The organism is Bdellovibrionales bacterium (genome assembly GCA_018266295.1).
Classification (GTDB): Bacteria; Bdellovibrionota; Bdellovibrionia; order Bdellovibrionales; family Bdellovibrionaceae; genus JACMRP01.
Genome location: JAFEAQ010000011.1, coordinates 436,075 through 459,632, shown reverse-complemented (window position 1 = coordinate 459,632; position 23,558 = coordinate 436,075). Strand labels below are relative to the sequence as shown.

The 23,558-nt window shown below is 48.5% G+C and carries 24 protein-coding genes; 11 read left to right on the top strand and 13 right to left on the bottom strand.

The features are described from left to right. Positions 1–5 precede the first annotated feature (5 nt). A complete protein-coding gene (gene pruA / locus JSU04_10950) occupies positions 6–2,954 on the bottom strand; it encodes an L-glutamate gamma-semialdehyde dehydrogenase (protein MBS1970819.1) in 2,949 nt (982 codons plus the stop codon). 225 nt (positions 2,955–3,179) lie between these two features. On the opposite strand from pruA, the gene JSU04_10945 reads away from it, so the two are divergent. Both JSU04_10945 and JSU04_10940 read left to right on the top strand, forming a co-directional pair. Further along, complete coding sequence (locus tag JSU04_10945) at positions 3,180–3,701, top strand: GNAT family N-acetyltransferase (GenBank protein ID MBS1970818.1); 522 nt, start codon at positions 3,180–3,182, stop codon at positions 3,699–3,701. Between the two features lie 107 nt (positions 3,702–3,808). After that, positions 3,809–4,288, top strand: a complete 480-nt coding sequence (locus JSU04_10940) for a hypothetical protein (protein ID MBS1970817.1) — start codon at positions 3,809–3,811, stop codon at positions 4,286–4,288. On the opposite strand, the gene JSU04_10935 is transcribed toward JSU04_10940, so the two are convergent. From JSU04_10935 to JSU04_10915, 5 genes are all read right to left on the bottom strand, one after another. After that, on the bottom strand, positions 4,242–4,736 hold the full coding sequence (locus tag JSU04_10935; GenBank protein ID MBS1970816.1) for an ankyrin repeat domain-containing protein: 495 nt from the start codon (positions 4,734–4,736) through the stop codon (positions 4,242–4,244). The two genes, JSU04_10940 and JSU04_10935, sit on opposite strands and share 47 nt — an antisense overlap. A gap of 212 nt (positions 4,737–4,948) precedes the next feature. Then, positions 4,949–5,260, bottom strand: coding sequence for a hypothetical protein (locus JSU04_10930; protein ID MBS1970815.1), 312 nt, complete (start codon positions 5,258–5,260; stop codon positions 4,949–4,951). Positions 5,261–5,329: 69 nt separating this feature from the next. Next, the gene (locus tag JSU04_10925) at positions 5,330–5,740 is read right to left on the bottom strand and encodes a YkgJ family cysteine cluster protein (protein ID MBS1970814.1); all 411 of its coding nucleotides are present in this window, start codon (positions 5,738–5,740) and stop codon (positions 5,330–5,332) included. A gap of 53 nt (positions 5,741–5,793) precedes the next feature. After that, positions 5,794–6,381, bottom strand: a complete 588-nt coding sequence (locus JSU04_10920; protein ID MBS1970813.1) for a fumarylacetoacetate hydrolase family protein — start codon at positions 6,379–6,381, stop codon at positions 5,794–5,796. Beyond that, a complete protein-coding gene (locus JSU04_10915; protein ID MBS1970812.1) occupies positions 6,381–6,875 on the bottom strand; it encodes a histidine phosphatase family protein in 495 nt (164 codons plus the stop codon). The genes JSU04_10920 and JSU04_10915 overlap by 1 nt, the downstream gene beginning before the upstream one ends. Positions 6,876–6,940: 65 nt before the next feature. Here JSU04_10915 and JSU04_10910 point away from each other — a divergent pair, with 65 nt between their 5' ends. The 3 genes from JSU04_10910 to JSU04_10900 all read left to right on the top strand — a co-directional run bounded on the left by JSU04_10910 (position 6,941) and on the right by JSU04_10900 (position 11,853). Beyond that, a complete protein-coding gene (locus JSU04_10910; protein ID MBS1970811.1) occupies positions 6,941–7,837 on the top strand; it encodes an Hsp33 family molecular chaperone HslO in 897 nt (298 codons plus the stop codon). 109 nt (positions 7,838–7,946) lie between these two features. Continuing rightward, entirely contained in the window at positions 7,947–9,527 is a 1,581-nt protein-coding gene (locus tag JSU04_10905; protein MBS1970810.1) for a rhomboid family intramembrane serine protease, read from the top strand. Further along, positions 9,514–11,853 (top strand): RDD family protein, encoded by a 2,340-nt coding sequence (locus tag JSU04_10900; GenBank protein MBS1970809.1) that lies wholly within the window; start codon positions 9,514–9,516, stop codon positions 11,851–11,853. Before JSU04_10905 ends, JSU04_10900 begins: the two co-directional genes overlap by 14 nt. Here the strand turns inward: JSU04_10900 and JSU04_10895 are convergent. Next, positions 11,822–12,820 (bottom strand): isocitrate/isopropylmalate dehydrogenase family protein, encoded by a 999-nt coding sequence (locus JSU04_10895; protein MBS1970808.1) that lies wholly within the window; start codon positions 12,818–12,820, stop codon positions 11,822–11,824. The genes JSU04_10900 and JSU04_10895 overlap by 32 nt on opposite strands. Positions 12,821–13,622: 802 nt before the next feature. Between JSU04_10895 and JSU04_10890 the strand changes: the two genes are divergently transcribed. Beyond that, positions 13,623–14,246, top strand: a complete 624-nt coding sequence (locus JSU04_10890; protein MBS1970807.1) for a matrixin family metalloprotease — start codon at positions 13,623–13,625, stop codon at positions 14,244–14,246. Between the two features lie 104 nt (positions 14,247–14,350). Further along, complete coding sequence (locus tag JSU04_10885; protein MBS1970806.1) at positions 14,351–14,584, top strand: hypothetical protein; 234 nt, start codon at positions 14,351–14,353, stop codon at positions 14,582–14,584. Positions 14,585–14,595: 11 nt separating this feature from the next. On the opposite strand, the gene JSU04_10880 is transcribed toward JSU04_10885, so the two are convergent. The 5 genes from JSU04_10880 to JSU04_10860 form a co-directional block, all read right to left on the bottom strand. Continuing rightward, complete coding sequence (locus JSU04_10880; protein MBS1970805.1) at positions 14,596–15,360, bottom strand: substrate-binding domain-containing protein; 765 nt, start codon at positions 15,358–15,360, stop codon at positions 14,596–14,598. Positions 15,361–15,375: 15 nt separating this feature from the next. Next, entirely contained in the window at positions 15,376–16,161 is a 786-nt protein-coding gene (locus JSU04_10875; protein MBS1970804.1) for an SDR family oxidoreductase, read from the bottom strand. A gap of 31 nt (positions 16,162–16,192) precedes the next feature. Beyond that, a complete protein-coding gene (locus JSU04_10870; protein MBS1970803.1) occupies positions 16,193–17,488 on the bottom strand; it encodes an Hsp20 family protein in 1,296 nt (431 codons plus the stop codon). Between the two features lie 63 nt (positions 17,489–17,551). Next, on the bottom strand, positions 17,552–17,866 hold the full coding sequence (locus JSU04_10865; protein ID MBS1970802.1) for a hypothetical protein: 315 nt from the start codon (positions 17,864–17,866) through the stop codon (positions 17,552–17,554). 434 nt (positions 17,867–18,300) lie between these two features. Beyond that, on the bottom strand, positions 18,301–18,585 hold the full coding sequence (locus JSU04_10860) for a hypothetical protein (GenBank protein ID MBS1970801.1): 285 nt from the start codon (positions 18,583–18,585) through the stop codon (positions 18,301–18,303). A gap of 206 nt (positions 18,586–18,791) precedes the next feature. On the opposite strand from JSU04_10860, the gene JSU04_10855 reads away from it, so the two are divergent. After that, positions 18,792–19,700, top strand: a complete 909-nt coding sequence (locus JSU04_10855) for a peptidase (protein MBS1970800.1) — start codon at positions 18,792–18,794, stop codon at positions 19,698–19,700. On the opposite strand, the gene JSU04_10850 is transcribed toward JSU04_10855, so the two are convergent. Beyond that, positions 19,697–20,437 carry a hypothetical protein gene (locus tag JSU04_10850; GenBank protein MBS1970799.1) on the bottom strand — a complete coding sequence of 247 codons (741 nt, stop codon included), beginning with the start codon at positions 20,435–20,437 and terminating at the stop codon, positions 19,697–19,699. The genes JSU04_10855 and JSU04_10850 overlap by 4 nt on opposite strands. Positions 20,438–20,709: 272 nt before the next feature. On the opposite strand from JSU04_10850, the gene JSU04_10845 reads away from it, so the two are divergent. The 3 genes from JSU04_10845 to JSU04_10835 all read left to right on the top strand — a co-directional run bounded on the left by JSU04_10845 (position 20,710) and on the right by JSU04_10835 (position 23,542). After that, complete coding sequence (locus tag JSU04_10845) at positions 20,710–21,360, top strand: hypothetical protein (protein MBS1970798.1); 651 nt, start codon at positions 20,710–20,712, stop codon at positions 21,358–21,360. A 121-nt stretch (positions 21,361–21,481) separates the two neighbouring features. Next, positions 21,482–22,984 (top strand): hypothetical protein, encoded by a 1,503-nt coding sequence (locus JSU04_10840; protein ID MBS1970797.1) that lies wholly within the window; start codon positions 21,482–21,484, stop codon positions 22,982–22,984. Between the two features lie 18 nt (positions 22,985–23,002). Next, the gene (locus tag JSU04_10835; GenBank protein ID MBS1970796.1) at positions 23,003–23,542 is read left to right on the top strand and encodes an RNA polymerase sigma factor; all 540 of its coding nucleotides are present in this window, start codon (positions 23,003–23,005) and stop codon (positions 23,540–23,542) included. Positions 23,543–23,558 lie beyond the last annotated feature (16 nt).

The following is a 23,558-nucleotide window of genomic DNA, read 5'->3' as shown; positions in this document are numbered from 1 at the left end:
TTTTTCTACTCTTCCGCCGGAGCGAAGCCGCGGCGGAGAGTGTTCTCAGTGACCGCTGCCGGTTCCATGTACTGTTTCAAGTAATCTGGACCGCCGGTTTTTGAACCGATACCAGACATTTTGAAACCGCCAAATGGATGACGGTCAACCATTGCACCTGTGATACCACGGTTGATATACAAGTTACCCACTTCGAATTCTTCTTTCACGCGAGCAATGTTGGCTGGGCTACGAGAGAACATACCACCAGTCAAAGCATACTCCGTGCTGTTAGCGATCTCGAGAGCTTGATCCAAATCTTTTGCGCGAATCACAGCCACTACTGGACCGAAGATTTCTTGCTGAGCAAGCTTTGAATCTCCTGGAACATTTCCAAAAATAGTAGGCGGAGCAAAGAAGCCTGTCGTAGGAACTTGGCCTTTGAAGAGAAGTTTGTTCGTCTTCTCAGCCTCAGCAATGGTATTCAAAATACGTTGATGAGCTTCTTGGTCCACAACCGGGCCCATGTAAGCTTTTGGATTTTCAGCAGACAAAACGTCGATCGATTTTGCAGCCTCAACCAAACGATCCGTGAAACGATCATAAACTTCGTCTAATACAATCACGCGGCTCGCAGCAGAACATTTCTGACCGCTGAAACCGAAGGCTGAGTAAAGAACTCCATCCACGGCTTCATCAAGGTCCGCATCGTTATCGATGATGACAGCGTTCTTCCCACCCATTTCGATGATGCAACGTTTGACGTGCGTTTGACCAGCCTGAACGTGCGAAGCGCGATTCAAGATGTGCAAACCAACAGCTTTAGAACCTGTGAAAGCGATGGTCGTCGTGAATTTGTGGTTCACGATGTATTCACCAACTTCTTCACCGTAACCAGGCAAGAAGTTAATCACGCCAGCAGGGAAGCCCGCTTCAGCGATCATTTTCATCAAGCCCCAAGCAACCACTGACGACTGTTCAGCAGGTTTCATCACAACGGTATTTCCAGTCACAGCTGCTGCCGTCACCATGCCGGCCAAGATTGCCAATGGGAAGTTCCACGGAGCAATAACAGCCGTCACGCCACGAGATTTGTAGATGTAATGAGACAACTCACCAGGCAAACCACCCACGCGAAGTGGTTTTTGTAAATTGCGCATATCGCGAGCGTAGTAACGGCAGAAGTCGATGGCTTCACCGATATCGCCATCCGCTTCGGCCCATGGTTTACCAACTTCCAACACTTGAGTCGCAATCAACTTGAAACGATCGCGAACCATAATGTCCGCGAGCTTATCAACCATCGCTGCACGTTGTTCGCAAGGAACATTCTTCCAAGTTTTGTAAGCAGTTTGTGCCGCTTGCATCGCTTGTTCAGCATGCTCGATAGACGCCATGTTGATCTTACCCACGACTTGAGCAGACTCAGATGGATTCACGCGATCAAAGATTTTACTCGTTTGAATTTCTTTGCCGTTAATGTGCAAAGGCACGTTCACAGGCAATGTCGCTTTGAAGTCGCTCAAAGCTTTGAGCATTTTTTCGCGGTCTGCTTTCACGGCAAAATCAAGTAAAGGCTCGTTGTAGAACTTGCCAGGCTTTTTCACAACTTGTGAAGAGGTCGGAGTCAAACCTTGAGCAGGATCTTTCAAAAGTTCCGCCGTCGATTTGTTGTCGGCAAACTTTCCGCGCAACCAAGATTCGTTAGATGAATTCTCAAGCAAACGGCGAACAAGGTACGCCATGCCCGGAATGAGTTCGCCCACCGGAGCATATTCACGCAGGCGGTAGCCCATGTCGACGATGGTTTTCTTCACAGGTTCGGCCATGCCGTAAAGCATTTGGAACTCAAGAGCCGCCTTTGGAATACCCAGCTTCTCAGCATAGACCATGCACGCTGCAAGAGTTCTCACGTTGTGGGAAGCAAAAGCAGGGCGGATGTGTTTGATGTTTTCAAGCAAGTACTTCGCGCAAACTTCATAGTTCGCATCGGATTCCGCTTTGTTCGTGTAAACCGGGATCGGCCAGCCACGTTGTTCAGCTTCAATCGTTTCATAATCCCAGTAAGCGCCTTTCACAAGGCGAACCCAGAACGGAGTTCCGCGTTTTTGCGCGAAATCTGTCATGGCTTTGATGTCTTCGAAAGAGTCACGAAGATAAGCTTGGATCACGATACCGAAGTATTTGTAATTTTTGAATTCAGGCTCGTTGATGAGCTCGGTGAACACTTCCAGCGTCAAATGCTTAACACCGTAATGTTCCATATCCAGATTAATGAAGACTCCTTTTTCCATACCCAAACGGAAAACAGGGCGCATGCGGTCTTTCAGGATTTTCTTAGTCTCATCCCAAGCAAGATCTTTGATTTGCGAGTAGAGCGCCGTCATTTTTACAGACACGTTCACTTTAGGAATCGCGCCTTCGTGATCGCGGTCGATTTGCGGAATTTCGTCCCACTTCTCAGCGTCTTTCGCGAGCCAGTTCACAAGTTCCACGTATTTGTTCGTGTACTCTTGCGCTTCTTTCTCAGAGAGAATCGCTTCACCCAAGATGTCCACGGTGAAAGTCATTTTGTTCTTACGGGCTTTTTTCAAAACCGGCAGAGCCTCATCGGGATTTTCACCCGTGATGAACATTTGCGCCATACCGACAACGTTTTTCTTAATCGCACCAGCCATTAAGCCCGGAGCGAGTGATCCCAAACCAAGTCCCACGTTGAACACTGGAGGAAGCTTGCCGCCGTCTTCAGAAAAATATTCTTTCAAGTGACGAGACACTTCGTCGCCAGAATTGAGCGATGGCAAAACGTCGACAAAGCGGAACATGTTAGTTTTGAACTTTTCGTTCTTCATGCTCCATTCCATGATGGAGCCGTACCAGAAGTCTTTAGAGAAAATTGAAGCCTTGGATTGGCCTTCCATGTTTTTGAGAATTTCTTCGCCCTTAGCGAGAATCTGCGCCTGAATATCTGACATAAATTTTACCCCAATTGAGAGGCCCGCATATTCGCTCCGTGAGAGCAAAAACTCAAGGACTTTACGGGAACGTAAACCCCACTCTGGACGCTGTTGACGCGGCGTTTATCGCGAGGTGACACGGGGCCCGTTCTCGTTGCTTCCGGCGGCATTCCATCTCATCCTTTTCCTATGGATACACAAGCTTTACTTCAGGACAACCGACCCTCATTCGAGACCGAAAGATTGATCTTAAGACCCTTCCAGCTGAGCGACGCCAAAACCGTGCAGCATTTGGCGGGCAACAAAGAGATCACTTCAAGAACCGGGATGATTCCGTATCCATATCCGGATGGCTTAGCAGAGAGCTGGATCCAAGGACATCCCACAGGTTTTGCGAATGGCACGGAGGTCGTTTGCGCGATAACTCTGAAAGGGAACGGCGAACTTGTAGGTTGCATGTCTCTTGCGGGTATTTCCAAGAAACACCAAAAGGGTGAGATCGCCTACTGGGTGGCCGTCGATCACTGGGGCAAAGGCTATTGCACTGAAGCGGGGCAAGTCCTTGTAAAATATGCTTTCGAACAACTGAAACTGAACAAGATCACTTCGCGCCACAAAGTTACGAATCCAGCTTCGGGGAAAGTCATGCAGAAGCTGGGGATGAGCTACGAGGGCACTCTCCGCCAAGAGATGTTCTCCGAAGGAGTGTTCGTCGATCTCGCAGTCTATGGTCTGCTAAAGTCCGAGTATTCGACAAACTCATAGACAGGACAACGGGTGGGGTCCGGTAAAAATCTTATAGTTCTCATCAATTTAATTGATTGGTCCGATATTATGGAAGTCGCTTAAATATTCCTCACAAGGAGAGGTTTATGCGTTTCTTAGTGTTTACCATCGTGGCCATGTTAACGCTGCCGGCGTTTTCTCAAGAGTTTGCCTCTGAAGAGGCTCAAGCCACCAAGCGCCTGACGATGGATGAGTTTGATGGCATTACCAAAATGCTCTATGCCGGAAAGCTCGCGCCCCATCTGAAGTGCGATCTGAAGGTTCGCACCATCAAAGAAGAGCGGACGTTCACGACAGGCAAAAAACTTGTTGAGTTGATTGAAGTCGTTTATTATCCGCGCGGCATTTACTCTGATACCAAGGTGAAAGTTTTGATCCCGGCGGAGATTGCCACTTACGGCACTCGCTACGGTTCAAATCACTGGAGCGGCACGGGTGAAGAGGTGAAAATCGAAGCCCATGATGGTTACGATCACTGGCTCCGATTTATTCATGACGGTAAAGGCAATATTGTCTTCTTCAGTTTAGGGAATCGTCTTGCGACCTTTCCTTGTATGACGAAGTAGGTTGCGACGCAATTCTTCGCGTAATCAGTTTCACCACATTCGAGAGTCTTTCGGGGGTGGTGAAGGTGTCGCCTGTGAGAACTCGCACGACTTCGTGGCGGCCAAAGGCTTTCGCCAAATCTAACGCCGTCATTCCATAACAGTTTTGTAAAAACGGATCCGCGCCCGAGCTCAGCAACAGCTTCACGATGCGCACGTGACCTTTAAAGCAGCTTCCCATCAGCACACTATTGCCAGAAATATCAATCGAGTTCACATCGGCGCCCTTTTGTATGAGCCACGCACAAGTTCCCCAATGATCATTGTAAGCGGCCAGCATCAGGAGTGAATAGCCCTTGGCATTTTTGACATTCACCGAACCGCCATGCCGGAAAAATTCGGCGAGTGCGACGCGGTTGCCTTCGCGGGCCCAGTCAAATTCAGGGTGCTCTAATGAAGTTGTGTTCATGTCAATGCTCCTTGTGGTTGGAAACTGCTGCCAGCATAGTCAGAAAGCCAAAAGGCGTTGAATCCCTTTCCGGTAATATGACTAAGTACAAATTTGCTGTGGGGAATTAATCGTAGCTTCGTCGAAAGCGAAAGCGAACTTCTCAGGATCTTCCAGGTGGGAGGAGGAAAGGGAGCGGGTAGGAAGACTCCCTTTCCTCATGGGGAGATGTGTTATTGACGTGGTGGACGATCCGGGAATGATGCCAAAGCATCCGAACAAGCGCTGACCGTGATTGAATCTTTTTGGTGCTTCAGACAGCCGATGATGCGGTGGCCTTCATCCTGTGCGCACAAATTCGCGATGTCCGTTGCGCAAGCTGTTTTGAGTGTCTCGATTTTTTTATCCATTTCTGCTTTCTTTTCGGCAGAGAATTTTGGCGGTGGTGGTGGGAAGTCACCGTCTTGTTGTTCTTGCGCATAGGCCGTGAGAGCCATCAGAAAACTGACTGCGAAGATTTTGGCGCCGGTATAGAATGTGTTCATAAGAACCTCCTCGTGATGAAGCTAGATTAGCAATCAAGCTTTGAATGACGATGGAAGATTCAAAAAAAACTATGTCTCAATTTGAGGCGATTTACTTGGCGGCGGAGGCAGTTCCACACCTGCGTAATCATCTTTGCGAAGTGGGCGTAATCCGTGGTGTTCACGGGCCTCATCGCAGCGCGGATGGTGCTTGCCGTCCTCATAGGAGGCTATAAAGTTGCGGCACGGAGTGGGGCGGTTTTGATAAATACTGCAATGGGCATCGCGCCCGATCCGGCCGGTCAGGGCGATACACTTGTTTTGGTGTTTTACTTCTGTGCCTTTCATGCAGCGGTATGTGGAATCTAAATCCACAGTGAGCTTGATCGGAACTTTCCAGATGCCATCGGGTTCGGCCTCTCGCCAATAAAAAGCAACGCGGAAATGCGCACAGCAGGCGCCGCAGCTCAGGCAAGGATGTTGTTTGGAGTGATGACCCACAGAATGATTATTCTATGGGCACGAGAGGTCTACAAGGGTGCCTGGCTCTTAGTCTAGCGAACTGTCCAGCGCTTCTGAACTTTGCCGTGGATCTCAGCGACCAGCGCATCGCCGGGCTTAATGCCCGCAACGCCTGAAGGAGTCCCTGTCAGAAGCACGTCGCCAGGGCCGACCGGAAAGTGCGCCAGTACGTACTCAATCTGCTTTTCAAGAGAGAAGATCATCTGTGAGGTATTGCCTTTTTGGCGAAGATCGCCGTTCACAGTGAGCGAGATATCGAGCTTCTTGAGTTCATCCAAGGAACCCACTGGGAAAAAATCAGAAAGCGGGCAGGAGTTCGTGAACGATTTTGCCAGCGTCCATGGTGAACCTTTGGCTTTGAGTTTTGATTGCAAAGTTCTTTCTGTCAGATCCAGAGCCACGGCGGCTTTGTGTACTTTCAGCTGATCATCGAAAAGCAAAGCCAATTCGACTTCGTGATGAACATCGGTTGCCCACTTCGGCAATGCAAAGTCAGAAGTGTTCATTACAGCGGTGCTACCGGCCTTTAAAAAAATCAACGGTTCCGTGGGAACTTCATTGCCGAGCTCTTTTGCGTGCTCCGCGTAGTTACGTCCGATGGCCCAAATATTTCTAATGATCATGGTTCTACCTTGTTGAAAGTTTTTAAAACCCACAGCCCTTCGGCGACTTCAAAGTGCATGTACTGAGCCGGTCTCCAGCTCCAGTAGCGCGGATCCAGCAGGTCCGTGTCTGACGGAATCACTGAAAGAGATTCTTCAATCCAATCGTGGTGAGAACATAAATAAATCACGTCGTCGTTGGAAAATTTCTTTTCGAGTGAATTCACTGTTTGTTGAATGCGTGAACGAAACGCGTCGCTGTTTTCAAATGTTGTGCGTTGATCGAGGCCACTGATCACCTGGATCGGAGCCGCGCAAAATGCCGCCGCTGGATTGAGTGTGCTCTGAGCGCGTTTTCGCGGTGAAGCCAAGAACTGCGTGCCTTTCAGAAGAGTCCCATTGCGGATGAGCTCTGCCAGCTTGTTTGCTTGTTGATGGCCTAAACCCGTGAGATCAGGGTCTTCAAAGGGTTGGGAGTCTTTTTGTCCATGGCGAAAAAGGTAGACTTTCATGTCTCTCAATATTGCCTTTATTGGCCGTCTTTGATACCTTTGACACCTACTGTCTGGGGAGAGTCATGAAAGAAAAAGTCCACCGTTTCGTATCGAATGATTTTACAATCCGCATCGCAGCGGTGAACTCCACAGAAGTTGTTGCGGAAATGCAGAAGCTCCAGGACACCTATCCGTTGCCAACGGTGGCCGTCGGTCGCGCGATGACGGGGGCGCTTCTCATGGCAAGTCACCTGAAAGAAGGTCAACAAGTTGGTCTTTACTTTAAAGGCGACGGCCCACTCACGGCTGTTTACGCAGAAGCCAGCTTCGAAGGAAAAGTCCGCGGTTATTCTCCGGTGCCGGTTTATGAGCCGGCAAATTATGACACCGGCCTCAAGCTCGGGCCTCATTTCGGTAAAGGGATGCTCACGGTGACTCGTCACTTGCCATTCCAAAAACAGCCGCACAACGGAACGGTTGAAATGGTGACGGGTGAAATCGGCGACGATATCGCTCACTACTTGATTCAATCCCATCAGATCCGCAGCCTTGTTTCATTGGGAGTTTACTTGGACACCTATGGTAAAGTGCGTGCGGCAGGTGGTGTGGTGCTTGAAGTCATGCCGGGTGTGGAAGAATCGCTCGTTGATAAAATTCAAAAAAATGCAGAGGCCTTCAAAGAGAATATTTCAAAAATGCTCTTAGACGGGGCCCAGCCGATTGATCTTGTGAAGCCTTATATGGATGGAATTCCATTCACGGAGCTCGAGCACGATCACAGCGTGGAATACTTCTGCCCATGCACAAAGGATCGCGTCGTACGTGCGCTGGAGACTCTCGGATTGGCGGAGCTTGAAGACATGATCTTGAAGAAAGAGCCGGCTGAAGTTGTCTGTCAAATGTGCGGACGTCCTTACGAAGTTCCGGTGGAAGAACTTTCAGAACTCGCCGAGAAAATCCATAAAGGCAGCCTTCACTAAGCAGGCCTCGACTAAGTTCTGGCAGGACCCAGAGTTCTAGACCTATTCCGCGGACAAAAAGCGGTCGATTTGCTCAAGTGCTCAGCTTTCGTGGGCGATAAATATATGTATGTTTCTGATACCATTAGGACTTCAAAGCCGAATCGTAAAGTGGCCTATTGCCACTTTACTTCTCATCGTCGTGACGTGCGCCGTTTCGGTTTTCTATTTTTCAGAAAATGCTTTGTACATTCGCCATGTTCGTCAGGCGATGATCGATTCAAAAATCCTGGATGCTCGCAAAAATTTGATCATCGCTTCGTGCTCGTCAAAATTTGAAACCGAGACCTGTGATTATCTTAAAGCTCATCTGACGCCCGAGGATCTTTTTGATCTGCAAAGTTTCGGTAAGGCTTATCGCAAAGAGTTCCCAAAAGCTTCTTTCATGGAAAACCGTACACTCTTTGGCTGGTTGAATGATGATCGTATTGATAAAAAATTAAAATCAACGGATGCAGCAAATCTTCCGGAGTACGGCGCTTATCTTGTAGCTCGCGAAACATACCTACAGAAAAGTCTGCAGAAATCCAAAGAAGAGCACATCTTTATTCGCGGCAACGGTAAGCTCGTTGCGGCTCTTAAAGCGATGGTAACTCACGAAGGCTGGGTGCATTTGATCGGCAATATGCTGATCTTTGCCTTGTTCTCGGTTTTCGTTGAACAACGCATTGGTTTTTTTGGTTTGATGTTGTTGTATGTGCTGGGTGGCCTTGGTTCGAACTTCTTGCAGCTGCCGTTCTTGCCGATGGGTGTTCGTCTGTTTGGAGCTTCAGGTGCGGTGAGTGCTGTGATCGGCGCTTTTGCCGTCTACTTCTGGCGCGAGAAGATGCGCTGCCTGCTGACGGCGGTCGTATACAATCGCATGATCTATATGCCGGCATGGATGTACATCGGTTTGTTCATGGTGTTTAGCGATGTCGTAGGCGCCGTCGGAGCGGGGAGTGGTGTTGCACATCTCGCCCATCTGACAGGGTTTGCGATCGGCTTTATTTTTGCCTTCATGCAGATGGATGTCTTTCCACTCAAGAAAAGTTTCTTATTTGCACAAGAGCAGGATCTCTACTATCAGGCCAAATCCGCAGATGTGATTGAAGAGAAGCTAGAAATCTTTAAACGCATTTATGCTCTTAATCACGAAAGCTTCTATGCGTTTCGTGGACTCTTTATCTATTTCCATAAGCAAGGTTTTTTGCTGTCGACGTTTAATAAAGAGGACCTTGCTTTTGTAAAACAAATCATGGTCTCGTGCTTCCACTATGTGGACCGCAAGAACGAAAAGTATGTCTTGTCGCGCGAGATTCTCGGCATGGTGCCGGTCACTTGGAATATGGCCGAGCTTGAACTGAAAGTGACGCCGGATGAAATCATCGAGCGCGCTGAAGAGTTTTACGAAGTCGGCGATCTGGTTCAGACGCTCAGATATTACGACCTCTTTTTTGCAAGTTTTGCGGCACATCCGATGGCTCAAGACATCAACTCGAAAGTGATGCGCATCTTTGATGATATCGAGAAGTTTGATACTGAAACCAAAGCGCATCTTTTAGATACATTGATGGTTTATTCGGATCATCATCCGGACAATCATTTCCAGACGCAGATTCGTCAGTTGATTCACCAAATTCACCGGGAGGAAAAGAATGCAGCCAGCTAGCTTTTCCTCACGTTTTGCCGCGATGAATTTGGACATGCTCATTTACACCGCCATTTGGCAGGGCGTGAGCATGGTGCTCGAGCGAAACGCTCCGGAACTCGCAACCTTGAGCAATCTCATCGTGCTGAGTTTTGTGTTTGCGATCGGCTATTTTGTTTATCCGACAAAGGCCACTGGTCAGACGCTGGGAAAAAAGCTTTTAGGCTTGAAAGTGGTTCCCCAGGCGAATGAAAAGGCGCCGGTCAGCTGGGGCCAGGCCTTCATGCGGGAAATCGTTGGTAAGATGTTGAGCTCGATTCCGTTTTTCTTGGGTTACCTGTGGGCACGGTTTAGCCCGGATCAGCGTGCATGGCACGATATGATGAGCCGCACGCACGTCGTGTCGCTCGTTTATGAAGAAGAAAAAACAACGTTGCAGAAAATCCAGCAGGTGATGCTGGGGATTTTATCGATTCCACTGGGCGTGGCGCTGATTCTGATTGCGTTTTTATACACATCGATGCCGCTTGATTCCATCAAAGAAAAAATCGAAGCCTCGGGCATCCAAGTGGGGTCATTGACGGGAAGTATTGCCGGCGGAATGCATTTTTCAGAGATCCGTCGCCATGATCAGAATCAGGATTTTTCGCTTAAATCCGTGGATCTGAAATTCAGTCTGTCTGCTTTGGTTTATGAGCGTATTTTTATTATTGAAAAACTGACCGCGGAAGAGGGGCATGTCGAAGTGCCGCCGGATTTCTCATGGGCAACGATCTTCTTAAACTTGATGGCGATTGGCCATACCGAAAATTCTGACGGACCATCTCTTGGCAATTTTAAGATGGCGAAAATGAACCTCAAAAATATCAAATTCGAGCATCAGAAGAAACCGGTTTCAGAACTTGAAGAGTTTTCGGTTAAAAACCTTGAGATGGCAGATAAAGAGCTACGCATTGGCGAAGCTCAATTCAAAATCCCTGGCTTTACTTTAAAGACACTCGATTTTAAATCCGCGTTTGGTCGCATCGAAGTCGTGGCGGCAACAGGAGGCATGGGGCCTGAGTTTTTGCCGATCCTTAAAGCTCCGGTGGATTTCCATATTAAGGGTGCTATTGGCAAAAATCCCAAGACGACGAAGTTTGATGGCGGAATGACGATCGACAAGATCAAGTTTTCTTACGAAGGCGGCAAGCTCGCCATGACAGTGGATAAGTTGCTTTTAAATGAGATGTTTAAGACAGCTCTGCCGCTCGAAGACCTCGACATGAAGCTCAGTGCTGAAGGTGAAAACGCGCTTGAGATGATGTCGTCGCTGAATATCGAGTATGGAATCAAAGTGTGTGGTAATGAGTTTAAACCAGACGCAGAGCAGGGGCCGACCTTGGTGCGTGCGGATCGTCAGTTCCAGTTTAAGATGATGCCTCGCCCGGTTGAGAATTTCAGCCAGGTGCTATTCTCAAAAGATGCGACTCTGGATCAGATTTTTCTCTATGAAATTCACGGCAAAAAGCAAATGGCGCCGCATTTTGCAAATCACGAAGAAATGGTGGCGGATCTTTGCTATCAAAAGCCCGTTGCAAGTCTGCAGCCGCCAGAACTCGAGATCATTAAGCCACTCATAGCCGCCGCAGACACTATTGCTGCGGGCGAAGGCTTGCAAGCGCTACTGTCCAAGGCTGTGCCGATTACAGTTTCCAGAGCGGCGGCAAAAGAAGCCGTCGCCGCAGCCACTCCAGCGCCGACACCGGCCGCTGCAACGGCAGCACCTGCTGTGTCGCCAACTCCGGCGACCTCACCAACGCCTGTGATTTCGCCAACAGTGTCACCGTCGCCTGTGGCTGCGCCGTCAGCAACGGTGACAGCGTCTGTAACTCCGACGACATCTCCCACGGCATCTCCAGCCGCGAAAGCACCGGCGGCGCCAGTTCCATCAGCAGAAGAGCAGGCTAAAGCGGCGATGTCAGAAGCCCGCGGGCTTTTGCGCACGGGGAAGTTTGCCGAAGCAAAAGCGACGATGGAATCAGTGACCACCGGTCTTGAAACATTGCCAGTGTCTGATCAAGGGGCGTTCTATAATTTAAAGGCATGGGTTTATCTGTATTTAGAACAGCCGTCAGAAGCGGCTCATAGTTTTGAACAGGCCTTCAATGTGCGAAAAGATATCTCCGATGCGGAAGGCCTCTTACGTGCCAGCGAAGATATGAAAAATGAAGCGAACGTGCGTAAGTGGACTGAGTATATCCGGACGTCTTTGAAAGAACATCCGGAGTTGAAAGCACATCTCTCACCGAATATGCAAAAGCGCTTCGGTCAATCTAGCGAAGCTGCTGCAGAATCGCATCCGTAAAACTGACGGTATTTCCGCGGCCTTGCAAATCACCTGTACGCGCATTTGGATCTTTCAACGCCTCTATCAGGGCCTTCATGATCGCATCCGCTTTCTGGGTTTCTCCCACATGTTGAAGCATCATCACGGCAGACTGTAAGAGCGCCGTTGGATTTGCCTTATTCTGGCCAGCGATATCCGGGGCAGAGCCATGAACCGCTTCAAAGATCGCCGCACGGTCACCGATGTTAGCACCAGGAACGACACCGAGGCCACCGACAAGACCTGCGCAGAGGTCACTCAAGATATCGCCGTACAAGTTTTCGGTCACAATCACTTCGAATTGCTGAGGCTTTGTTACAAGTTGCATGCAGCAGTTGTCCACGATCACATCGCGAGTCGTGATTTCTGGATATTGAGCACCGACTTCTTGTGCGACTTTCAAAAACAAACCGTCAGACATTTTCATAATGTTGGCTTTGTGAACAATGGCGACGTTCTTTTTACCGGTTTTGCGTGCAAGCTCGTAAGCATAACGAGCGATGCGCTCAGAACCTTTACGAGTAATGCGTTTAATAGACTCTGCAGTGTCGTTATCCACCATGCGCTCGATCCCTGCATACAAGTCTTCTGTATTTTCACGCACGATCGTGAGGTCCACCGTTTGAGTGACGCAAGGGATATTCGGCAAAACGCGCACTGGACGCACGTTTGCGTAGAGATCAAACTGCTGTCTCATTTGCACGTTGATAGATTTATGGCCGCCGCCCACCGGAGTCGTCGTCGGACCTTTAATCGCAAGCTTGGTTTTTTCAATCGAAGCCACTGTGGAAGCCGGTAACAGAGAACCGTGTTTATGAAGTGCGACTTCGCCGGCATCGAATTCTTCGTATTCAAACGGAGCATTTACTTGCTTCAGAACGCGCACGACCTGCGCCATGATTTCGGGACCAATGCCATCGCCAGGAATAATCGTCACTTTTTTCACAGAGGTTTCCTTCTAGGGTAAGAGTTTTGGAGAGGCTCTAAGTATAGAAGAATTTCGGAAAAGGCAAAAGGTACCAGGTCGCTTTTCCGGACTAATTCGAATTAAACAAGAGAGGGAGTTTGTTGGCTCAGGTTTGGGAGCCGATCTACAGCGCTTGTACTTGTCTCCACTATATGTTGGACAGAGTCCTCGATTATCAGGATGTAGGAAGAGGTGCGGAGCCCCCCAAAGAGCCAAGTCAATTCCGAAAAGCGACCTGGTACCTTTTCGGCGCGCGAAGCCGGGGTGGGGAGCTTTTCGCTTCCTCCGGCCGATGGGTAGGATGTCTAGGTTGGATGGTCAGCCCTCTAGGTTTCCGCGACTGCGGAAGGAGCTGGGTAAGTTATAGATATGCTTAAGCAAGGGCTGTACCAAAATGAGATTTGCAGTGATTCCAAGAACTTAGTGGGGTGGTGTCACTCTGGATGTTGGGCCAGGTTCTGTAAGTGGCTAAATACAGTGTGCTTTTGTCTCTGGGCAGGGGATTATAGACTCCCAAATATTTTCTTATATTAGACGAGTCCCCCGGAACAATTCACGTCCCACACCCTGTTAGAAATTCGACAGCACCTTTCCCTAAGTAAAATCACCACTTAGGTGTTTTCACGGGGACTCCTTCAAATCTAAACAGTTCAGGGTGGCAAAAGTGGAAAATCCAGAGAATCTAAAAAACATCAATCAAATCAGACGTGTAGCGCATAAAAACCGGTTGGAATGAGCTGGCTCGGGACATGCTAAGGAATAGCTGTAGGAGACTTTACTCATGCGGAAGTATTTCAGCTTCTTACTCGTTCTTATTGCGTTCGGCCTGCAAGGCTGTGCGCCGAAATCGCAAGACGACTGCGGTTTTGTTCAGAACGTCTACGGCGAGCGTATCTCATGGAAAGGCGAAGTGCCTGTGACCATGTATCTGCATGAGTCTGTCCCTCAACAATATGTTGGCGCCATCGAAGCCGCCGCGGCCACCTGGCAGGATGCGACAGGAAAGCGTTTGATCAACATTGTTACCGATCAAAGAGTGACGGGCCCCATCAATCCACAGAAAGATGGAAGAAATATTATATACTTTTTCAATTCTTGGGAGTCAGATAAGAGTTCAGAGCAGGCTCGCACTTCGATCTACTGGATCGGAGATCAGATCAAAGAAGCTGATATGCGAATCAATGCGAAGAATTTTACCTACTACTGGAATCAGCCTGGAGTTGCATCAACGGCCGTCCCAAATTCAGTTAACATCGAAGCCCTCGTCATTCACGAAATGGGCCACGTATTGGGTTTAAAACATAAAGATCGCGATAGCAGTGTGATGGCCACTTATCTGGCGAGTAATACAGATCGCGTGAACGTTGCGGATACGGATAAATCGGCTCTGCAATGTGAGTACTAGCTCTAATCTTGTAAATAATTTATGTAAGATTATTTAAGTTGAAGAGCTCAAATGAATGTCACTAGACTTGTTGATTGTGCGCTAACGAAAACAAAGGAGTGCAGATGAGATTAAACGAAAAAAGTGCTGAAAATCTGCAAATTGCTGATGTCTTGGAAGCCGAGCTGATGGCCGATTCTATGGCGGAACACCGTTCTTATCACGAGATGGAAGATACTCCCGTTCTCGAGGTGGATGCTTTGACTCAGTTGAAAACGAATTTGCAAGTTCTAACGGATCTAGCTTCGCGTTTAACTTTTTTGAACCGCGAAATCCGTTACATGATGAAGGTCGACTAAGTTCGGCCTTCCTACTTCTCTTTTTTAAACCAACCCTTGGCTTTAAAAATCTTCTCTGCTTCGGCGGTCTTTAAGTAATCAATAAATTTCAAAGCTGTCTCTCGCTGATTGGTGATGCTCGTCACTGCGACGCCCATGCTTCTATAGATCACTAAATCTTTTTCGATGTTCACGATGTCCGCCGAGAGGCCTTCTTCTTTGCCCCAAGTATTGAATGTCAGAAAAGCTTCGACCTCATCGTGATTTTTCCAGTATTGAATGGCTTCAGAGGTGGTGCGTGCCGTAAATGCAATGTGCTTGCGGAATTCTTGCATCGCTTCGATATCTTTAAGGCGGCCGACAACATCTTCCCAGAGGGCCACTTGACCCTGGCCATTCACGATAATCACTTTAAGATCGCGATGAATGAGATCTTTCACGCCTTTGATTTTTTTCGGATTGCCCGGGCGAACAAGAATCGCAGCAGGGCGCATGAACACAGTCGTGATCGTGCCGGCATCAAGCAACGACAGTGTGTCGTTATAAGTGTCCATGACGTTTTCAGAACTGCTGTAGATGATGTCAGAGTCTTTCGCGGCGGCGGCTTTCCAGCTTTCAACGGCCTTGCCGGTGATTTCGATTTTGAGATTATTGCTGGCCGCAAAAGCGTCTGCGGCCTCTTTCATCGGAGAATAGGGGCCTTCGGTGCCGAAAATTCTAAAAGTCTGTTTAGTATTTTCTTCGGCAAAAGACGAAATACCGGCGAGTAAAACAAAACTGAATGTCAAAAATTTCATGTGGACTCCGTTAAGCTACAAAGAAGGCGTTCGTCCGCCATCCACTGGAACATTGATCCCTGTAATATAGGATGCCGCAGGACTGCTGAGGAAAGCAATGGCCTCGGCAACTTCTAGAGGTTCGCCGATTCTTTTCATCGGGATCGTCTCTTGCCATTGATTTTCAATCTCTTCGGTCGAGGCCTTTCTTTGTTGAGCCGATGCTTCGACGAGGGAATTAAAACGTCCTGTGCGGATGTAGCCAGGTAAAATATTATTAACCGTGATATTGAAAGCCGCGAGTTCGCCAGCAAGAGTCTTAGACCAATTGGCCATCGCGCCGCGAACCGTGTTGGAAACTCCGAGATTTGGAATCGGCGTTTTTACAGAGGTAGAGATGATGTTGACAATGCGGCCATAGCCCGCGGTCTTCATTGCCGGTAAACAAGCTTGAGTCAGAATGTGCGATGCCAAGAGGTGCACACGCATCGGCGCATCGAATTCTTCCGGCTTGGTATCTGACAGCAGGCCGCCTTTGGGGCCCACGGCGTTGTTGATGAGAATCTGAATATTTTCTTTTGCAACGAGCGGCGCGATTTCGGACTGCAGCTTTGCAGTGTCGGCGAAATCAATCACAAAGTACTTATGGCCTTTGCCAGGAAGGTTTTTAATCAACTCTGCAAGTTTGTCTTCGCTGCGTGCGAGAGCCACGATGCGTGCGCCGCGCTCCGCAAGAAGTTTTGCCGTGGCTTCTCCGATACCTTGAGAAGCGCCACAGACTAATGCATTTTTATTTTCGAGATTCCATGAGGTTGGTGTCATGGCCAAAGATTAACAGGAAAAGTGGGGGGCGCTAAACTTTTTTGCTGAGTTTACGAACTCCGTCAAAGCTATTCAGTTTTGGCACCCAGAATGTCACATAGTCGCCATTGCGTTCTCGGGTCATGCCCTCGGTGATGACAGGCTTTTCAAAGCTGAATTCTTCACGGAATGTTTGATAATTGCTGGTTGAAAGCTTGCGTCCGTCTTCTTCCACTTGATCTTTGAAAGCGCGCTTGCCTGAGATCGAAGCGACATCGTCCTTGATGGTGACTTTGATATTGTCTTTTTCGTGGTGCGGAACATAGGCTTCAATAATATAAAAATCCGGATTTTCGCGCAGGCGGTTGCCACGATCCTGAAGTTTGTAGAACGGATCATCTTCTTTGCCGGCGTACTTTTCGTTTTCTTTAAAGAACTTCTTTTTCATCTCAACTTGTTCTTTAAGCAGATTGCCTTTTTGAATATTCAAAGATTCGCGGTTGGCTTCACCATTTTTTTGGTAAACCGATTCAAAGCGCTCGTGCTGATCTTTGAGTTGGTTCTCGTAAGCTTTTTTGCTGTGAGCAATGCGGTTTTGGTATTGCTCGTTCTGGCCTTTTTCGCGCGCATCCCATTGATCTTGTTGTTGATGGAAGCGCTTGTCGTACTCGTTCTCTTGGCGATTGTACTGAGTGTCTTGAATGGCTTTACGCTCACTAATGCGCTTTTCGCCGGTTTCGTTGGTGAAGTTATATTCTTTTTGCAAATTCTCGTGGAGCTTTGCCTGAACCTGACGGCCTTTTTCTTGCTCGTTCTTAACTGCAGTTTGGTTGGTGTCTTTAATCTGAGCCAGGCGTTTGTCGGTGAACTCTTGAGTGTTGTGGAGTTCTTTATTGTATTTATCTTTAACAGTTTGAATTTCTTTATTGGATTCTTCGCGAACCTTTTGAACTTTTTGTTCTTGGTTCTCAGTGATTTCGTTGATCTTATCGCGGCTGTTCGTGCGGGCTTCATCGAGCTGCGCTTGACGTTTCAGGCGGGTGTCGGCCATCTTTTTACGATAGTCGGTTTCCATTTCATTCAGCTGCTTCTGGCCGCGTTCATTGATTTCGTGACGGCTTTCTTCAGCCGCGGCGACGTTTTCGCTTTGGCGTTTGCGAATATGATTGATGGCAGCTTCGCCCTGTTCGCGAGTCTCTTCTTTTCGGCCGTTGTAATAGTCTTTCAAATCGTCGAGCTGTTCTTCTTGCTCACGCGCATACTTTTTCTTTTTCTGGGCGTACTCAGATTGAAGATCGCTCAGATCTGCCTGTTGGTTATGACGGGCTTTTGAAGACTCTACGGACATGAACGCATCTCCTTCCTGGAAAAGTCGTTTCATTCCTAGAATAGCATTTTTTAGAGGAACGCTCTAAGGATTCGCGCTCGGTGCTGGGCCTTGGTTTTGCTCAGAACCCTCTGCGGGCTTGAGCTTCGGATTCGGGCACGGCGGTTTAAAACCCCCGGTGTCGCCATAGCAGCGCCAAGTATCAGTGTATTGCACGATCTCGTCTTTTTGCACGGTGTGATAGTACGGATATTGAATTGGGTCGAGAGTGCTATCGACCAAGCGATAGTCCTTTGTCTGGGTATTGGTGATTTTGAGCGTGAACATGCGATACTCCGCGTGAGCAATCACGCCAAGACCGCAGATGCTTAAAATCAGACCGCCGAGAAGCTTTCGCATGTGTCTTTATCGGAAAGAGTGAGATGCTCCTTAAACAGTTTAGCCAAAGGTCGAGGTATCGTGGTTAAGTGTCTGGAATAGTTTGGATTAATGGGATAGCTCCGCAGGTCTTCCTGCATCCTGCAATCAGGGCTCGCGCCCCGAACCCCCGAAAGCTCGGCCATCGTGGCCGACCTTCTAGTGTCACTGGGGAAAATTCTACGACAGTCAGTACTTGTCTCCACCGTACGTTGGACAGACGGCCACGATGGCCGGCTGTAGCTGGAGCTCGAGGACAGAGTCCTCGATTCTCACGGACGGAGAAAGAAGTGCGGTAGCCAGCAAGAAAGCCAACCCAACATGAAGATTTCTACAAAAAACGGGGAAAAATAATTCCAAGCGGCCCAGGAGAGGCCACTGAAGTCAGATTTCAGAATTTACGTGAGCCTGGGGAGCTAGTGAGCCAAATCCTGGTTCGCGCGCGCCGTATTTTCCACGATGTGGAAATATGCACGGACGACCATTTCGTAAGCTTCTTGCTCCAAGGACTTCAAGTAAGCCACTTTCTCGATGTAGGTGCGTTTCGCGATCAGCTCCGTCATGACGTCTTGGACTTTCTTCATCTTGTTGAAGTCGTAAAAGTCTTTGTCGTCTTTCACCTGACTGAGAACATCCGCGATGGATTTATTGTCGAAGAGTACGTGCACACCCATGGCCGAATGAGAAAGAAGAGCTTCCATGCGCTCCAAGCTTTTTTCTTCGATAATTGACAAAACCCGCCTCCTTGCGATGGTCTTAAGCAAATGGTGAAGAAAAAGAATTCTCCTTGCAAGACAAAAACATTAAGCATGACAGTGTTTGTCATTGAGGGAGTTTTTAACCTTGTGACTCTGTCGATGAATCACTGATAATGAGTCTAGTCACTCTGACAGGGGCGAATGAATAAATGGCAAAAGTAAAAGCAGCACAGTCGACAGCAAGTAAAGGCAGATCTAAATCTCGCGGCACCAAAAAAGTGACGTCAGTGAAGTCCAGTCCCGAGAAGGAGTACATCATCATAGACGAAACAAATGGGCTTATCTTTGAGAATGAGGCCGATTTGTTTGGTTACTTTGAACAAAACATCCGCGCCCTCGAAGAGGAGTACCAGTCCGTCCGCTCTGAAGAGGACTTTACCGATGACGAGCAACTGGGGCTTCAAGACTACCTCGAAAGCACCCTGGATGAGCCGGATGAGATTTGGCAAGACACGAAGACCTTCCCGGAGCTGCCGATACATCACTTTGTCCGCTCGTTTGAGGTGGGGGACCAGGTTTTCCATTACGTGGCGATTGCCTATGTGACCTCCGAAGAATCCTACCCGAGCTTTGTGTTTATTCACTTTCCGACCAAAGACCTCCGCGTTCTGCAGAACTATCAACGCGGCGACCTGGTTTATGATAAAAAGTACGAATACGTCCAAGACGGGGCGATCGACGGAGATGCCCTCGGCGAGGGGGACCCGCTCTCGATGGGACTTTACATTGCGATGATGAAAGTGCGCGGAGAAAAGGACATTGATCAATCCAAGTTCCGTGACTTTGCAGATTTCCGCGAAGATACCATCGAAAATGCCGATGAAATCTGGCGCAAGAACGACCTTGAGGGGAATGTGCTTGTGACTTTTATCAAGGAATACCCGGATCATGAAACGGTGAAGGATTTAACCTACATCGTTGTCACCCAAGAGGATGATACAAGCAATGTGCATTCGTTGCTGTTCTCATTCCCTACAAACGACAACACCCTGGTCGATCGTTACCGCCAGGGTGAAAATCTTCAGGCTGAAGAAGTCGTTCAGGAAAGTTCGCACTAGAAGCAATAGCTGCTGCCCATGCTGAGGAATTGATCTGGAGTGTAACCAGAATTGATGTAAGCCGCGAAGGGGTGGAGCTTTTGCAAGTAGCTGGAACGAACCGCGCCGCCATCATTTGCGTAAACGCTTGGGCTTGCAGCGAAAGCTGGCAGCAACATATCCATGTTGATCGTGTTCGTATTGCTGGTGTTGTACATCGCGATTTTCAAAGCATCGAAGTTAGCTTGTGGGTCGCGGATATCAACGACCAAGCGAACGTTTTGGAAGAAGGTGTTTACGTCGCTAATACCCCAAGCGGCCGCGATGGCAGAAACTTGGCTCCAATAAAGAGATGACGAGAAGTTCGTGATCAAACGGCCATCCAGAGTCTCAAAACGAGCCTGAACCGGAGTAGGATCTACGTAGACGGTGTTTGAAGTGTTTGCTTGCCAGCGGAAAAGCTGAATGTAGTCACCAGAACCGAAGCTTGCAGGCATTTGAGTGATTTTTAATTTCATATAGTCGTTACGAACTTGGTTGGCAGCATCTGTATAGACCATCAACTTTGCAGTCAGGCCGTCTTTGGATCTTTGATTACAGTACAACACGGTTGTGCCAACAGGCTGAACTGTCGTTGATGTCACAGGTGTGCGGCTGGCGAAGTCGCTTGAAACATCGGTGTTTTGAGCGCCGCAAGCTGTGAGCATCGCAAGAACTGTCAGAAGAAGAGCTGTTTTAAGTGTTGTTTGAGTCGTCATTGAATCCCCCTAAGTTTAAAATTCGTTTGATACTCTTTATTAGAGCAACGAGGGTGCCAGCGTTTCGCTCTGAAACAGCGGTTTTATGATCGGAATTCATGCACTTAGAAGGGGCTGGCATGGCTCTCTTTGAGACGTCTTGGGATGGGGCACTTTTTCCTAACAAAGTGACGTTTTGGGCTGACATTTTTTTAAATATTTAAAAAAGATGGAAACGAATCGTCCGGGCGCCTCGTCTTTCTAATATAAGTTCATGTAACAGGGGGAATGTCATGAAATGGAATAAGCTTTCTTTTTACCTCACGTCTGCGAGCCTTACGTTGGTTGTTTTGTTCGGTTATCAAAACTGTTCACAAACTCACTTCAGCTCAGACTTAGACGGCGCGGTTTTGAAGGCTGAAGCAATTCCTGACGACGGCCATACAGCAGGTGATGATGGACAAGTATTGATGCCTCCAGGGGACGGTGTGCAACCAACTCCGACAGCAACGCCAACTCCGGCGCCAACAGCGACACCGGATGATAAAAAAGGTGGCCCAAAAGATCCGTCATCACTGCCACCACAAGCCGGTGGTAAGGATAAAGACAAGACTTCAGATGGCACTGATGTCAGTGGTTTGGTTGAGTGTCAGATGTTGCACCCAAATAAGAAAGTTGTTTTGAGTTATGAGCTCTTTGTTCAGCACGGCAATTCAACCTCAGTTCGCGTCTGTATGTCTGAGAATGCCTGCTTGAAATTGATTAACGCCTTCGCTGTTCAGCACAGCTGCAGCCTCGATGCGAGCGCGCCGATGGCTCAGGCAGATGCTGGCCGCCAGTGTACTGAGATCTTTCCTGGCAGCAAAGGCACTTGTCATAATGCTTCAATTGTTACTGATGCTCAAGTGAGCGAGCTTTTAAAGAAGATGGGTGAAATGAAATAGATAACAGAATCCTAAGGTGCTCTTAGGTGTAGTGTGTGTGACCCCGTGTGAGAGGATCCAGAAATGGATCCTCTTTTTTTTTATGTATTTCATCTGAAAAGTTTCTTACTATTTGAGTTCCATGCGAGCAGTAGTTCTCTTTCTTTTTTTAGTTTGTTCGAATCTCGGGCCCGACCAGGCTTGGGCCGCGCCGAATGAAGGAGTCCTGTTTAAAACTGCGATGCAGGCCTATCAAAAAAATGACTTCAATACCTGCGTCAGCAATCTCACCGCGCTCTTGAGGCTGCAGCCGAAAAAAGGTCTTTATTGGTTTAATATCGGTAACTGCTTTTCTATGTCAGGTGCCTACGACAAGGCTGTCGCTTCCTATGACAAAGTCGTTCAGCTTCAGAGTCCTCTGACTCCGGCGGCCAAACTGTATAAAGCCAAAGCTTTGCTGAAGATGGGTCAGACGGAAGGAGCCCGCAAGGCTCTGGCAGAGATGCAGAGTGAATCCCTACCGCCGGGCTTGCGTGCGGACTATGCTCTAGAGCTCTATCAACAAGAGATGTATGCACAGGCCGAAGCGCAGGTAAGGCAAATGCCCCGGCCGCTGGACAGTAAAACCCAGCTGCTCTTGGGCATGATTCTGATGAAGGAAAATAAAAACAGCGAAGCAGAGAAGGTTTTGAAAAGTGTCGCGGCCGCAACGGATTTACCGGCGACAGACAAAGCTTCGGCTCGTGACTTAGTAGCGGCGCTGAAACCCTTAGAGGCCTCAGCAAAAACCTACGGTCTTTTTCTGGATCTTGCTGCGGGTACGACAACCAACGCGTATTTGGAAGGGCGAAGTTATGCTCCGGTTTCAAGCCCGCTTGTGCGAGCAGGAATCGGTGCGAGTTATCGTTTTTATCAAAGCCCTTCGTGGCAGCAAAAGGTCTCTTATCTTTTCGACTACGAAAATCCGACCAATGCGCCGGAGCTCAATACGCAAAATCACTCTCTTCAGGTGCCGTTGGTTTATCAAAACCGCCTTTTTGAGTTCGGTCTGGTTCCGTTCACTCAGGCGGAGATATGGAACGGAACTTTTGCCGCACAAAAGACGGGGGCTCTCGTAAGGACCGCAACTTTAGGAAGCGCCTGGGGCGGCGGTTTTGATCTCGAAGTTTATTCTCAGAGAGGAACAAATGATACGTATTCATACCTGACGGGGTCCTCTTATTCGGTTCGACCTTTTTTCAGCTACGGTGCGGGCCTTTGGACTCTGCAGATTTATTGGCTATTAGGAAGTGACGGGACTCAGGACATCGTCTACTCCGACGGGTCGCGCTTGCCATTGCAACATAACTATCAAGGGCCGGGTCTGCGCGGTCTTTGGCGTCTTACGTCGTCGTCATCATTGCTCGCGCAGATGCTGTACCTCGAGCGCAATTATACAAACAATGCTCTGCCCGGGGACAAGCATCGTCAGGATCATGAGCTGAGCGCTTCGCTCAAGTACGTTTACGGATTTTCGCAAGGCTGGGTGGCTTATTTGTTGGCTGAATACAACCCGAATAAGTCGACGCTCGGAAGTGACGACGTCCGGGATAAAAACTATGATAACACAAATCTTCTGGCGGGACTTGGGTGGGATGTGTTTTGATAGAGTCTAAGGAAATGCATGGCTGAGACAAAAGAAACCCCCGAACTCACGGACTTGGTGGTGCGGGTACAAAATGGCGATGAGAGAGCCTGTGGTGAGTTGATCGAAGCCACGCAGGCGTCGTTATACAAGTTCTGCCTTTTGCTCAGTCGCAATCGCGAGATTGCTGAAGACCTTTGCCAGGAAACTTTCATCAAAGCCCTCGAGAGTATTTCCAAACTGCAGAATCCGGCAACCTTCGTCGGCTGGCTTTATCAAATCGCTAAAAATTTGTATATTGATCTGACCCGGAGTGCGGCTTTCCGGAAAAATGTCTCCGAAGAGGAAATGCCAGAAGCGGCCTCGGGCTCAGATTTGGAAGCGGTCGTTATTGTTCATAAGGTTTTAGCCGATTTTGACCCGGAAGAGCGCTTTCTATTATTGCTTATTGAGTTAGGTGGCTGCTCCTATAAGGAAGCCGGAGAGCACGCCGGTATGAGCGAGGATGCCGTCAGATCGAAACTCCATCGTCTCCGCCAGCTATTTATGCAGAAATACAGCTCAAATAAAAAGAGTTAAAAGTCTCAAAATAAGA